General features: G+C 60.6%; 10 protein-coding genes. 2 read left to right on the top strand and 8 right to left on the bottom strand.

From position 1 onward, the window contains the following. Positions 1–44: 44 nt before the first annotated feature. Positions 45–1,973 (bottom strand): EAL domain-containing protein, encoded by a 1,929-nt coding sequence (locus NOM06_RS11630; protein WP_255911691.1) that lies wholly within the window; start codon positions 1,971–1,973, stop codon positions 45–47. Positions 1,974–2,477: 504 nt separating this feature from the next. Between NOM06_RS11630 and NOM06_RS11625 the strand changes: the two genes are divergently transcribed. Then, complete coding sequence (locus tag NOM06_RS11625) at positions 2,478–4,004, top strand: EAL domain-containing protein (protein WP_255911690.1); 1,527 nt, start codon at positions 2,478–2,480, stop codon at positions 4,002–4,004. Between the two features lie 309 nt (positions 4,005–4,313). Continuing rightward, positions 4,314–5,411, top strand: coding sequence for a calcium:proton antiporter (locus tag NOM06_RS11620; RefSeq protein ID WP_255911689.1), 1,098 nt, complete (start codon positions 4,314–4,316; stop codon positions 5,409–5,411). Between the two features lie 145 nt (positions 5,412–5,556). Here NOM06_RS11620 and hutH read toward each other — a convergent pair whose 3' ends face one another. The 7 genes from hutH to rpoH all read right to left on the bottom strand — a co-directional run bounded on the left by hutH (position 5,557) and on the right by rpoH (position 13,539). Continuing rightward, entirely contained in the window at positions 5,557–7,089 is a 1,533-nt protein-coding gene (gene hutH, locus NOM06_RS11615; RefSeq protein ID WP_255911688.1) for a histidine ammonia-lyase, read from the bottom strand. 4 nt (positions 7,090–7,093) lie between these two features. Beyond that, positions 7,094–8,803, bottom strand: a complete 1,710-nt coding sequence (hutU, locus tag NOM06_RS11610; RefSeq protein ID WP_255911687.1) for a urocanate hydratase — start codon at positions 8,801–8,803, stop codon at positions 7,094–7,096. Between the two features lie 53 nt (positions 8,804–8,856). Beyond that, a complete protein-coding gene (hutG, locus tag NOM06_RS11605) occupies positions 8,857–9,801 on the bottom strand; it encodes a formimidoylglutamase (RefSeq protein WP_255911686.1) in 945 nt (314 codons plus the stop codon). Next, entirely contained in the window at positions 9,794–11,029 is a 1,236-nt protein-coding gene (gene hutI, locus NOM06_RS11600) for an imidazolonepropionase (RefSeq protein ID WP_255911685.1), read from the bottom strand. Before hutI ends, hutG begins: the two co-directional genes overlap by 8 nt. Positions 11,030–11,183: 154 nt before the next feature. Next, positions 11,184–11,888 carry a histidine utilization repressor gene (gene hutC / locus NOM06_RS11595; protein ID WP_255911722.1) on the bottom strand — a complete coding sequence of 235 codons (705 nt, stop codon included), beginning with the start codon at positions 11,886–11,888 and terminating at the stop codon, positions 11,184–11,186. Positions 11,889–11,899: 11 nt separating this feature from the next. Next, a complete protein-coding gene (gene can, locus NOM06_RS11590; RefSeq protein ID WP_042076162.1) occupies positions 11,900–12,559 on the bottom strand; it encodes a carbonate dehydratase in 660 nt (219 codons plus the stop codon). Between the two features lie 125 nt (positions 12,560–12,684). Next, positions 12,685–13,539: an RNA polymerase sigma factor RpoH gene (gene rpoH, locus NOM06_RS11585; protein ID WP_005339997.1), complete on the bottom strand. Its 855-nt coding sequence runs from the start codon at positions 13,537–13,539 to the stop codon at positions 12,685–12,687. Positions 13,540–13,863: the final 324 nt, after the last annotated feature.

The raw sequence follows: 13,863 nt of genomic DNA, 5'->3' as shown, positions 1-13,863 counted from the left end.
CAAACAACAGAGGGTCGCCCCAAGGCGACCCTCTGTTGTTTATCTCAATCACCAGCCGGTTCCAGCACCAGACGCTGGGGCTCGGCAAACCAGGGTCCCTGCCCGGCATGCACCCCGAGGTGGCGCAGCATCTTCCACTCATCGCCACTCTCCACCCCCACTGCCAGCACCCGGGTGCGGGTATTGGCACAACCCCCAACCAGACTGCGTACCGCCATCTGGTTGACCTGACGGGAATGGATTTCCCGCACCAGACTGGGGTGCAGCTTGAGGAAGTTGATCTCGAACTCCTTGATGTACTGGGTGCTCACCACATCCTGACCGGCATGATCAATGGCCAGCTGGCAACCCAGCATCCGCAGGGAGCGCAGTGGCCGCTTGAGCGCCTCGAAGTGACGGGTCACCTGGGATTCGGAAAGTTGCAGGATCAGCCGCTCGTTGGTGCTGCGCGGCAGCTGGAACAGGGCGAAGAAGAGCCAGCGCTGGAACTCGCGGTTGAGCAGGCTCTGGGCACTGAGGGTCAGGCTGATGGGGCAGCTCTGCTCGGATCGTTGGCGCAGCAGGGTGAGGGTCTGCTCCGCCACCAACCGATCCAGTTGCAGCAACAAGCCAACCTTCTCCGCCATCGGCATGAAAATACCCGCCTGCAAAGCCCGCCCCTGCTCGTCGTGCAGATAGGTGAGCAGCTCCTGCTGCAGCACCACCTGCCCCCGATCCTGCTGGATCGGCTGAGTGTAAAATTCGATGCCGTGCTCTTCGAGACGGCGGCTGATCAGGGTGCGCCAGCGTACCGTCCCCTTGCTGCTCTGCTCCTCATCCAGCTGCTTCTCGTAGAGGAACCAGCCGTTGTGCCCTTGCAGACGGGCGCTCTTGAGGGCCAGCTCCGCCTCCTCCTGCACCTTGAGCAGGCTATCTTCTGCCTGATAACAGACGGCGCCGAGATAGACCGCAGTCTCCGGATTGACCTCCTGCGGCCAGTGCAGCCGTTGCAGGCTCTTGAGCAGCTGGCTGGCGCTATCCACCATCTCGCTCTCGGACATATTGGGCAGCAACACCGCAAAGACCTGACCGGCGTAGCGGGCCTGCAGGGCGCCGTTATGCTTGCGCACGAAGGCACCTATGGTGGCGCTCGCCTCCATCATCAAATCGTGCCCCAGCAGCTCGAACTGATCGGCCTCCAGCTCCTCTAGACAGGCGAGATCGATCAGCAGCACGCCACCGCTCATCACGCTCGCCTCCATGATGGCGCTCTCCAGTCGGTTGTCGAAAAACAGCCGGTTGCCGATGCCGGTCATCTTGTCGACGAAGGCGTTGCTGCGAATGAAGTTGTCGAAGCGGCTGCGTTCCTTGCGGGCATCCGCCAGCTCGGCGAGCAGATGATCGAGGGCCTGACTGGCGGCCACCGGCCACTCTTCGGCGGGGTCATGACTCAGTTTGGAGAGCTTGTCATCGAGGATCAGCTGGGCGCGAATGCCCAGCAGCTCGGCCCCGCGCAACTGCTGGCGCAGCCAGCGGATGGAGTACCAGAGACCGAACACCACGATAAAGATGCCCAGCGAGATGCCGGACATCGCCTTGATGGAGTATTCCGCCTCCTTGAAGGGGCGTTCCAGTTTGAAGTTGGCCTGCATGCCAGCCTGATGGGGCAGCGGGTGGCTATATGGCACCAGCAGCTGTTCGTCGACCGGATTGCGCACATCGCGGAACCAGTAGACCCGCTGGTTATTCTGGCGCACCTCCAGCTCTACCACATGGGCAGCCCGCAGCAGGGTGGGCAGCCAGTGGCTCATATCTTCCATGTCGTGAGCAACATCGAGCTGCTTGTCGATCACTTCGACCAGCGCATCGACCTTCTTTTGCTGCAACTCCATGCCCAGCTCGCGAAAGCTGAACACCCCGCCAATCAGCACGGTCGCCATGGCTGCGATCACGCAAAGGGTGATAAATGAGACAAGCTGTGTAGTGAGTTTCATGCGCCTTTCCGTATGCCCGGCATCATCCATGTCGCCTCATGGTAGCAGCGGCGATCGGGCCACAGCTATGGATGAAGATCCCGCTTCTGCAATTTAAGCGGGCAAGCATAACCCAAAGCAGAGGGAGAACACCAAGGATGACAGGCTACAGACGCGGGAAAGGGCGGGATGACAGACAGAAAAATGGTCCCTCAAAGGGGACCAAAAGGAACACTCATATCAAAACTAACACTCTGTGCTACTGACAAAAAACAGATACAGGAGTATTGAACACACGGTGAGTCAAACCGCAGGGCTACTCTAATGCAGTTCGGATAAGCTGGGCAATTGTCATTTATGACAGGTCAGCGATTGAATCTAGCTAAAGTTAATAATAAACACATTTAAAATCATGTAGTTAAAAAATCAATCAACAAGTGTGACAAGTCGGACTCAAATTGATTGCACTAATGCTCTATGATGGCTAAGTCCATTTGTGTCTCATGAAACTGGCAGGTACTTCCTTTGCGTAAATCACCCGTCTGGATCGCTCTGTTGCTGTTCGTCCTGCCTGTCGTGGGCAGCCAGTTTCTCGGCCTGTGGTTTGCCAAGCCGATGGCCTTTCATCTGCTGGAAGAGAAGGTTGCCGAGCTCAAGGGAGCCATGGCCGTACGCCACCGGGAGCTGGATGCCGCCATCAACAAACAACTGGCACAATTTGAGTTCAACTGCGGCGCCAAAGACATGGAGCTGCTGCGCGATCCGCGCTTCTACAGCGCTCATATCCGCCTGCAAGGGCTGGAGCTCGCCTCCGGCAACAGCTGCTCCAGCCTGGGGGTGGAGATCCCGCTGATCAAAGAGCTCCAGAACAGCGGGCAGAAGTTTGGCAAGCTGGGGATCACCGCCACCGTGGCCAAATACAATACCGAGCAGGAGCTGGTGGCCTTTTACCGATCCGGCGGCAACCTCGCCTACTGGGTGCTGGATAACAGCTGGAGCCACGACCTGCTGCAACACCCCTGCAGCCACTGCTTCTATCTGGAGTTCAGCCGACAGGATAACGATGCAAGCACAGTCCACTTTCCCCGTGGCGACAAGGAGATCAAACAGGAAGAGAGCAATATCAGCCTCAGTTTCTTCGATCCCAATGAACTCACCAAACAGACGGTCTGGGCGGGAAAAGCGCTGGAGCAATATGCCCATGACCAACTCAATCACTACGGTCTCTGGTTCGGTATCGCGCTCGGCGCCCTGTTAAGCGTCACATACTGGTTGCTGCGCAGCTATCGGCGCTCCCTCAAGGGACTGCTGCAAACAGGATTGATACGCAAGGAATTTATTCCCCTCTACCAGCCGATAGTGGATGCCCGTACCCATCAAGTGGTGGGATTCGAGGCGCTGCTGCGCTGGCAGCGGGGAAACGAGCTGATCCCTCCGGGCACCTTTATCGAATATGCAGAGGAGCAGGGGCTGATCCTGCCGATGACCGAACAGTTGCTGGAGCAGGTGATCACCGACCTGCCGCAGCTGGCACCGAATCAGTGGGTCAGCGTCAATCTGGTGGCGGCCCATATCGAGCAGCCTCTGCTGCGCACCTTGCTCGCTCACAGCCAAAACCCCTTACCCACCCGGCTCACCTTCGAGCTGACGGAGCGCAAGCCGATCCTCGACATCAAGGCGGCCACCGAGGAGATCACCCTGCTGCAACAGATGGGGTATCACTTCAAGCTGGATGATTTCGGTACCGGCTACGGCGGCTTTGCCTACCTGCAGAGCCTGGGGATCCGCCAGATCAAGATCGACAAGATGTTCGTCGATACCATAGGCACCAACGACCTCAAGCGCAGCGTACTGGATGCCATCATCGTCTTCGGTCGGGAATCGGGCATGGAGATGATCGCCGAAGGGGTCGAGAGCCAGTTGCAGGTCGACTATCTGAGCCAGCACGGCGTCTATCTGATCCAGGGCTACTTCTTCGGCAAACCCATGCCGCTGAAGATACTGACCCACTGGCAACGGGAGTGGCAGTTGCAACACCAGAAGGCCAGCTAACGCAGATATGGCAGGATTTGACCACGAAACAGTTTGGCCAGCGGCTCGACATCATCAGGTTGATGCTGGCGGTAGCGCCGTAACCCAGCCCGGCCATCAGGCGGGTAAATCCCCCTGCAGACCCGGGCCCGGCTCAGTGGTGAAGTCGAACCGCCTCCTTCCCCCCTTATTTACATTCAGCAACAAAATGATCTGCCCTGACGGGGATAACAGCCTTTATCATAAGGAGCCGGTTATCGTGCAATCGATAACTGCGCAACCTGTTTATGTCGCCCGGTCGTCCAGACCCCCAACAGAGAACCATTGCCTATGAAGACAGTTATCCGGCAAGAGATTGCCCTGCCCGTCGGCCTGCTGACCCTGCTCTTTTTCAAGACGCTCGGCAGCGACCTGCTGACAGAGACAACTCCGCTCGGGATCTATCTTCCGGTATCGGCGGCACTACTGGCCATCGTCACCTGGGCCATCTTCTCGGTGGTGCGCCACTCCGATGCCCTCGCCATCAAGCTGGGCGAGCCCTTCGGCACCCTGATCCTCACCCTCTCGGTCATCTCGCTGGAAGTGGTGATGATCTCCTCGGTGATGCTGACCGGTGAACCCAACCCCACCATGGCCCGCGATACCATGTTTGCGGTAGTGATGCTGGTGAGTACCGGTCTGGTGGGCTTCACCCTGCTGTTTGGCGGCTGGCGCTACCACACCCAGAGCTTCAATCTGGACGGAGTGAAATCCTATCTGGTGGCCATCATCCCGCTGGCCCTGCTCTGTCTGGTGCTGCCCAACTTCACCGAGGGCGGTGCAATCGGCAGTATGTCGCGCGCCATGTCGTGGATGCTGATCATCATCTCGATCCTGCTCTACGGGGTCTTTCTGCTGATCCAGACCCGCAGCCACAGCCACTTCTTCGTCGACAGCGATCACGAGGACTACGAGGAGCACCACGGTCCGCTGCAGAGCAACGTCTATCACACTATCCTGCTGCTCACCTACCTGCTGGTGGTGATCCTGCTGGCCAAGACCCTGGCCATCCCCATCAACTACGGGGTGCATGTCATGGAAGCACCCGCCGCACTGGGCGGCTTTATCGTCGCCTGCATCGTGCTGGCCCCCGAAGCAGTCGGCGCCATCAAGGCCGCCTTCAACAACCAGTTGCAGCGGGCAATGAACCTCTACTTCGGCTCTGTGCTGGCCACCATCGCCCTCACCGTGCCTGCCGTACTCTTTATCGGCTCCATGCTGGGTCAGGAGGTGCGCCTCGGCCTCTCCCCCGCCGATATGGTGCTGCTGGTCACGACCTTGATGGTGTGCAAGGTGACCTTCAGCAGCGGCCGCACCAATGTGCTCCATGGTGCGACCCATCTGGTGCTGTTCGTGGTCTATCTGTTCCTGATGTTCGAACACGAATAACCACATCCAGCCAACACCAGAAATGCAAAAGACCGCCCGATGGGCGGTCTTTTGTTATCTGCTCCCGGCTCTCACCGGCACCTGTGAAGCGGCTTCCCCCTCATCCCCAACCCTTCTCCCGCCAAGAGAGAAGAGGGATCAAGGCTTACAAGCTGGGCAGCACCCCGGTCGGGATCAGGTCGTTGTAGCTGGCACGGCCCAGCAGGGCAGCGGCCGCTTCGATATCCGGCGCGAAGTACCTGTCTTTGTCGTAAAAGCTCACCTCTGCCCGCAGTCGCCCCTTGGCCAGCTCGATCAGCTCGGTACTGCGCAGCGGCGCGCGGAAATCGAGCCCCTGTGCCGCCGCCAGCAGTTCGACCGCCAGAATGCCGCGGGTGTTCTCTGCCATATCGGCAAGCCGACGGCCAGCGAAGGTCGCCATAGAGACGTGATCCTCCTGATTGGCGGAAGTGGGCAGACTATCCACCGAGGCGGGATGGGCCAGGGTCTTGTTCTCGGAGGCCAGCGCCGCCGAAGTGACCTGAGCGATCATAAAGCCGGAGTTGACCCCGCCGTTGTTGACCAGAAACGCCGGCAGACCGGACATCCGCGAGTCGATCAACAGCGCCATGCGCCGCTCGGAGAGCGAGCCGATTTCGGCGATAGCCAGCGCCAGATTGTCGGCGGCGAAGGCCACCGGTTCTGCATGGAAGTTGCCACCGGAGAGGATCTCCTCGTCATCGGCAAACACCAGCGGGTTGTCGGAGACCGCGTTGGCCTCGCTCGCCAATACCTCGGCAGCGTGGCGGATCTGGGTCAGGCAGGCACCCATCACCTGCGGCTGGCAGCGCAATGAGTAGGGATCCTGTACCTTCTCGCAGTTGTGATGGGACATGCCGATCTCGCTGCCATCCACCAGCAGGTGGCGATAACAGGCGGCCGCGTCAATCTGGCCACGCTGACCGCGTACCGCGTGAATGCGAGCATCGAACGGGCGACGACTGCCGAGCGCCGCTTCAACGCTCATGGCACCTATGGTGATAGCACCGGCGTAGAGATCCTCGGCATGGAACAACCCTTCCAGCGCAAAGGCGGTGCTCGCCTGAGTGCCGTTGAGCAGCGCCAATCCTTCTTTGGGCGCCAGCGCGATAGGCTCGAGCCCGGCAATTTTCAGCGCAGTGGCGGCGTCGATCAGCTCGCCCTTGTGGCGAGCCTTGCCTTCACCGATCAGCAAGCAGCTCATATGGGCCAGCGGCGCCAGATCGCCGGAGGCACCGACGGAGCCCTTCTTCGGCACCACCGGATAGACTTCGGCGTTGATGAGGGTCATCAGGGCCTCAAGCACCGTCAGCCGGATGCCGGAGAAGCCCCGCGCCAGCGAGTTGAGTTTGAGCACCATCATCAGCCGCACGGTAGCGTCATCCATGTACTCGCCAATCCCTGCCGCGTGGGAAAGCACGATGGAGCGCTGCAGCTCGTCCAGCTGCTCCACCGGAATGCGGGTGTTGGCCAACAGGCCAAAGCCGGTGTTGATGCCATACACCACCCGGTTCTGCTCGATTACCTTGGTAACCACAGCAGCTGAGGCGTGGATCCCCGGCAGCGCGGCCGGATCCAGTGAAACATGTACCGGCTCGCGGCTGACGCGGCGCAGGGTGGCAAGATCCAGCTCGCCCGGAGTAATAGTCAATTCAAACATGGTGTTACACCTTTCCTTTGACACCGTTGGCGCCGTCAATCATCGGCAGATCCAGTTTCGCCTCATGGGCACAGTTGATGGCAATCTCGTAGCCGGCATCCGCGTGGCGCATCACCCCGGTGGCCGGATCGTTGCGCAGCACCCGACCGACCCGCTTGGCAGCGTCATCGGAGCCGTCGCAGACGATCACCACGCCGGAGTGCTGGGAGAAGCCCATACCGACCCCGCCGCCGTGGTGCAGCGACACCCAGGTCGCGCCACCGGCGGTGTTGAGCAGGGCGTTGAGCAGCGGCCAGTCAGAGACGGCATCGGAGCCATCCATCATCGACTCGGTCTCGCGGTTCGGACTCGCCACCGAGCCGGAATCCAGATGGTCGCGGCCGATGACGATGGGGGCTTTCAGCTCGCCGTTTTTCACCATCTCGTTGAAGGCCAGACCGAGCCGCACCCGATCCTTGACCCCGACCCAGCAGATCCGCGCCGGCAGCCCCTGAAACGCGATGCGCTCGCGGGCCATGTCGAGCCAGTTGTGCAGGTGAGGATCATCGGGGATCAGCTCTTTCACCTTCTGATCGGTCTTGTAGATATCTTCCGGATCGCCAGAGAGAGCCACCCAGCGGAACGGGCCAATCCCCTCGCAGAACAGCGGGCGAATATAGGCGGGGACGAAGCCGGGGAAGTCGAAGGCGTTCGCAACCCCCTCCTCCAGCGCCATCTGGCGGATGTTGTTGCCGTAATCCAGAGTCGCCGCGCCGCGCTCTTGCAGGGTCAGCATCGCCTCCACCTGACGGGCCATGGAGCGACGAGCAGCCAGATTCACCTCCTGCGGGGCACTCTGCTGCAGCTCGCGCCACTTGGCCACGCTCCAACCTTGCGGCAGGTAGCCGTGGATCGGGTCGTGGGCAGAGGTCTGGTCGGTCACCACGTCCGGGGTGATGCCACGGGCCACCAGCTCGGCAAACACATCGGCGGCGTTGCCGAGCAGACCGACGGAGACGGCGGTGCCGCCCTGTTTGGCCTCTTCGATCATGGCCAGCGCCTCATCCAGGCTGTGAGCCTTCTTGTCCACATAACGGGTGCGCAGACGAAAATCGATGCGGGTCTCGTCGCACTCCACCGCGATCATCGAGAAGCCGGCCATGGTGGCGGCCAGCGGCTGGGCGCCGCCCATACCGCCGAGACCACCGGTGAGGATCCAGCGGCCCGCAGGCGAGCCGTTGAAGTGCTGATTGGCCACCGCGAAGAAGGTCTCGTAGGTGCCCTGCACGATCCCCTGAGTGCCGATGTAGATCCAGGAACCCGCGGTCATCTGGCCGTACATCATCAGGCCCTTCTTATCGAGCTCGTTGAAGTGCTCCCAGTTGGCCCAGTGCGGCACCAGATTGGAGTTGGCGATCAGCACCCGCGGCGCATCCTTGTGGGTCTGGAACACCCCGACCGGCTTGCCGGATTGCACCAGCAGGGTCTGATCCTCCTCAAGCCGGGTCAGCACCTCGACGATCTTGTCAAAGCAGGCCCAGTTGCGGGCAGCGCGACCGATGCCGCCATAGACCACCAGCGACTGGGGATGCTCGGCCACCTCGGGATCCAGGTTGTTCATCAGCATCCGCAGCGGCGCCTCGGTGAGCCAGCTCTTGGCGGTCAGCTCGGTACCGCGCGGGGCACGGATCACGCGGTTCGGATCATGACGGGGATCCTGCTGTTGCACAGACATACACACTCCTTATTGTATCAATAGGGTGCCTTCGGCGACGGGCGGCCAAAGGGTTAACGGGTCAACAGATGAACCAGCCGCGCGGCCACGCGGGCACTGCGGTTATCCTGATCCAGCGTCGGGTTGTACTCGGCCAGATCGGCAAGCCGCAGCTTGCCGCTGGCCCGGATATAGGCGATCAGCGGTTCGATCACCGCCAGCTCCACGCCGCGGGCGGCGGGGGCGCTCACTCCCGGCATCACGGAGCCAGGCAGCACATCAAGATCGATGGTCAGATAGAGGTGATCACAATCGGCGATAAAGGCATCCAGCCCGCTTAGCAAGGCTGGCAGCCCGGTCTGGGTCATCGCCTCGTCCAGCACATGCCACACACCCAGCGCCTTGGCACGGGCAAACAGGGCTTGGGTATTGGCGGTCTCGGCTACCCCGAGGCAGGCGTAGTGAAACGGCGTGCCCTGAGCGGCACACTGCTCGGCAATCTGGAAGAAGGGGGTACCGGAGCTGGCCTGCTCCTGCTTCATGCGCAGGTCGAAGTGGGCGTCAAAATTGATAATGCCGACTCGCCCCTGACCCGCCAGATGCAGGTTGAGGCCGCTCCAGCTGCCGAAAGCCACCTCGTGACCGCCCCCCAGCACCAGCGGGAAGTGGCCCAGATCGAGCGCAGCGGCGACCTGCTCGGCCAGACGGCCGTGGGCTGCGTCGAGATCGTCATCGGGGCAACTCACATCCCCGCCATCGTAGACGGGGCGATTCAGGTGCCAGGCAGTGTTGGCCAGCAGCTTGCGCACCGCTTGCGGCGCACCGGTGGCGCCGACACGCCCCTTGTTGCGGCGCACCCCTTCATCGCAGGCAAAACCGAGCAGCACTACACCAGCTGCCTCTTGTGCCCCGGCGGCCCAGGGCTGCACCTTGTCATGCCAGCGCAGGGCCAGTTCACCATCTTCCGGATCCTGCCGCCCTTGCCAGAGCGACATGTCGATCGGGTTGAGCTTATCCATGGAGGGTCTCCTCGCCGTTGAAGATGCGGCCTGCCAGCTGATCGACGCCGACCATGTAGCTCAACTCGGCCGGATGAGCGCAGTGCCAGATCAGGAAATCAGCCGCCATCCCCACCCTGAGCTGGCCAAGGTGCTCCTGCTCGCCAAGCGCTTTGGCGGCGTGGCGGGTCACCCCGACCATCGCCTCCACCGGAGTCAGGCCAAACAGGGTGCAGGCCATGTTCATCGCCATCCGCAGCGAGACAATGGGGGCCGTACCCGGGTTGATGTCGGAGGAGACCGCCATCGCCACCCCCGCCTTGCGCAGGGCGGCAACCGGCGGCAGCTTGGTCTCTTTGAGGAAGTAGAAGGCGGTGGGCAACAGGGTGGCGACCACGCCACGGTGGGCCAGCGCCAGGATCCCTTCCGGATCCAGATACTCCAGATGATCCACCGAGAGGGCGCCGAAGTTGGCGGCGAGGGTGCTGCCACCGAGGTTGGAGAGCTGATCCATATGCCCCTTCACCGGCAGGCCGTATTGATCCGCCGCCAGATAGACCTGCTCGGTCTGGGCCAGCGAGAAACCGATATGCTCGCAGAAGACATCCACCGCATCGGCCAGGCCCGCTTTGGCAGCGGCCGGGATAATCTCCTGACAGATGGTCTCGACCCAGCTGTCGGGATCGTCGCGATACTCCGGCGGCACCGCATGGGCAGCCAGCAGAGTGGTCTTGACCCGGATCGGCAGCGCCTCTCCCAGTCGGCGGGCCACCCGCAGCATCTTGAGTTCATCATCCAGCGTCAGGCCATAGCCGGACTTGATCTCCACTGTGGTGACCCCTTCGCGGATCAGGGATTTCACCCTCGGCAGCGCCAGCTCGAACAGTTGCTCTTCGCTGGCGGCACGGGTAGCACACACCGTGCTGATGATGCCACCGCCCCGACGGGCGATCTCGGCATAGGGCACTCCCTGCTGACGCAGCTCGAACTCCTCGGCGCGACTGCCGGCAAAGACCAGATGGGTGTGGCAATCGATAAGACCGGGAGTAACCAGCTTGCCCTGCATATCCAGCCAATGGGTGGGATACGGCCCCTTCAGCTCGGCCATCGGCACCAAGGCGTGGATCTTGCCATCCTTCACGCCGATGGCATGGCGCGGCAGCAGACCGTAATCGGCCAGTCCGGCATTCAGGGTGGCGGGCGTCACGTTGAGCCAGACCCGCTCGCAGTTCAACAGTTCCTTGTTCATAGCGACCTCAAATGTATATACATATCCTTATAATCGATCCATCAGGCGAAAGAAAGAGCAGGATTCACAACCTGATAACAGCATCACGCTTAGAGTTTAAGCACAAAAAAGCCCACCAGAGGTGGGCTTGAGAGTAATCCATTTGTATAGACAATTAAGGCAGCTGCGCCTTGGAGCTCAGCTTGTAGCGAGAACCGGGGGAGAGCAATCTGGCGTAGGAGACCAGATGTCCTTCCGACCAGGTGCGCCTGTGCAACAATAGGCAGGGTGTATCCACGCGAATTTGCAACAATCCCGCCTCACCGGCACTCGGCAACACGGCTTCCACCACGTGCTCCATCTCGGAGAGGGGGCAGACATCCATCAGATAGCGGTTGGGAGTCTGTTGGGTAAAATCCTGCTCACCATAGCCCGGCAAACGCCCGGCATCGACGAAGCGCTCCTCCAGCTGCAACGGCTCCCCATCGGCCTGATGGACGATCAAGCTGTGAAAGATGGGGGCGCCAACCCGCAGTCCCAGCTGTACCGCCACCTTCTCGTCGGCGGCCAGTCGCTGCAGCCGGATCACCCGGGCGCTGTACTCGCCGCCACGCTCGGCGATCTCGTCGGCAATATTGCGAATAGCCAGCAGCGGCGATTCGGTACGCCTGTCCGCCACGAAGCTGCCGGAACCTGCGGTACGCACCAGCCACCCTTCCGCCACCAGTTCCCGCAACGCCCGGTTGACCGTCATCCGGCTCACGGTGAACTGCTCGCACAGGGCAGCTTCGGTCGGGATCCTGTCCCCCGCCTGATAGTGGCGTTCGCGGATCCCGTCCAGAATGTGCTGCTTGATCTGCAGATAGAGAGCTGGCGCCACCATGAAGCTCCCTAGCGCCGACGGTGGGGCGGACGCATATCCGGCCAGGCGCGGTAGACGTCGGGGATCTGATCCGGGCCGCTGATGCAGAGATCGAGATCGTGCAGCAGACCATCCTTGATCCCGTAGATCCAGCCATGCACCGCCAGCTCCTGCCCCTTGCGCCAAGCGTTCTGGATGATGGTGGTGTGGCAGACGTTGGCGACCTGCTCGGCCACGTTCAGCTCGCACAGGTAGTCGAAGCGCTCATGCTCATCCTCGATGGCCTCGAGCTCTTCACCATATTTGAAGTAGACATCCTTGATGTTGCGCAGCCAGTTGTCGATGAGACCCAGCTCCTGATTCTGCATCGCGGCCTTGACGCCGCCGCAACCGTAGTGACCGCAGACGATGATGTGCTTCACCTTGAGGACTTCTACCGCGTATTGCAGCACGGAGAGGCAGTTGAAATCGGTATGTACCACCAGATTGGCGACGTTACGGTGGACGAAGACATCCCCCGGCAGCAACCCCATCAGCTGGTTGGCGGGGACCCGGCTGTCGGAACAACCAATCCAGAGGTATTCGGGGGCCTGCTGGGCAGAAAGAGTGGCAAAGAAATTGGGATCTTCGGCTTTGATCCGTTCGGCCCACTCACGGTTGTTGGTAAACAGGTCGTTCAACAGTTTCACTTCTGCTCTCCCTAATGTGGCAGTGGCGGCAACATAACACACTCAAGGGTAACCAAAGCAAGGCCGACCAGATCCCTGCGAAACAAAAACAGGGCCATCAGGCCCTGTTTTTATGAGAGGAAGCATCAGGCTTCCATGGCATCTTTCAGCTTCTTGAGTGCGTTTTTCTCAAGCTGACGCACACGCTCGGCAGAGACACCGTAGGTATCGGCCAGCTCCTGCAGAGTGGTCTTGCTGTCATCATCGAGCCAGCGGGCGCGGATGATGTGCTGGCTGCGCTCATCCAGGGTGGCGAGGGCCGAGCTCAGGCGACGGGTCGCGTGATCATCCCAGTTGTCGTTCTCGATGGTCGCGGCCAGATCGGAGGATTTGTCCTCCAGATAGTGAACCGGAGCGAAACCGCCCTCTTCCTCATCATCACCAACCAGATCGAACGCCTGATCGTAGTTGGCCATCCGCGCTTCCATCTCGGTCACGTCAGCGGCAGAGACGCCGAGATCGGCCGCCACGGCCTGAACCTCTTCGTGGTTCAGCCAGCCCAGACGTTTTTTGGATTTGCGCAGGTTGAAGAAGAGCTTGCGCTGGGCCTTGGTGGTCGCCACCTTGACCATGCGCCAGTTGCGCAGGACATATTCGTGGATTTCGGCCTTGATCCAGTGCACGGCAAAGGAGACCAGACGCACGCCGACCGTCGGGTCGAAGCGCTTGACCGCCTTCATCAGGCCGATGTTGCCTTCCTGAACCAGATCGGCCTGCGGCAGACCGTAACCGGCATAACTCTTGGCGACATGAACGACAAAGCGCAGGTGCGACATAACCAGCTGGCGGGCAGCCTCGAGATCGCCATCCTGCTGCAAACGCTCAGCCAGTTCACGCTCTTCCTCTGCGCTCAGCACAGGAATAGAGTTTACTGCCTGGATATAGCCTTCCAGACTACCTTGCGGAATCAGAGCCATAGTGCGCTGCAATGAAGTTCCCATCTGTTACCTCTTACTTTTCAATCGAATCAGTCTAACACCCTGAGAGGGTCTGTCTACTGACCGGATGCCATTCTGCGGCGTGTATCAAAGAACATGCCCAGTTTTAGACCGGCTTATCTTAAGCCTGCAGGATGAATCATGAATGAACAGTCAAAAAAAGGGGGTCACAATGAAGGACCCCCGAAAAGTAGCATGCTAAGTCCATTGTTGCGGAGCTCGCAACCTTCACATGCTTGCCAAGTCTGACGAGCAAGGCAGAGGGGCCACACCCGTATAAATGCTTCAGCTTTAATAGACTGCTTATAAATCAGAAGGTTCACTAGA

This window comes from Aeromonas sp. JL9, from assembly GCF_024436075.1.
Lineage (GTDB): Bacteria > Pseudomonadota > Gammaproteobacteria > Enterobacterales > Aeromonadaceae > Aeromonas > Aeromonas veronii.
The sequence above is the reverse complement of the archived record's forward strand: the minus strand, read 5'-3'. Positions and strand labels throughout refer to the sequence as shown.

What these genes read in the sequence shown, in the direction of transcription:
- NOM06_RS11630 (WP_255911691.1), bottom strand. Translation starts at nt 1,973, where the DNA reads ATGAAACTCACTACACAGCTTGTCTCATTTATCACCCTTTGCGTGATC.
- hutH (WP_255911688.1), bottom strand. Translation starts at nt 7,089, where the DNA reads ATGTTTGAATTGACTATTACTCCGGGCGAGCTGGATCTTGCCACCCTG.
- hutU (WP_255911687.1), bottom strand. Translation starts at nt 8,803, where the DNA reads ATGTCTGTGCAACAGCAGGATCCCCGTCATGATCCGAACCGCGTGATC.
- hutG (WP_255911686.1), bottom strand. Translation starts at nt 9,801, where the DNA reads ATGGATAAGCTCAACCCGATCGACATGTCGCTCTGGCAAGGGCGGCAG.
- rpoH (WP_005339997.1), bottom strand. Translation starts at nt 13,539, where the DNA reads ATGGGAACTTCATTGCAGCGCACTATGGCTCTGATTCCGCAAGGTAGT.
- NOM06_RS11620 (WP_255911689.1), top strand. Translation starts at nt 4,314, where the DNA reads ATGAAGACAGTTATCCGGCAAGAGATTGCCCTGCCCGTCGGCCTGCTG.
- hutI (WP_255911685.1), bottom strand. Translation starts at nt 11,029, where the DNA reads ATGAACAAGGAACTGTTGAACTGCGAGCGGGTCTGGCTCAACGTGACG.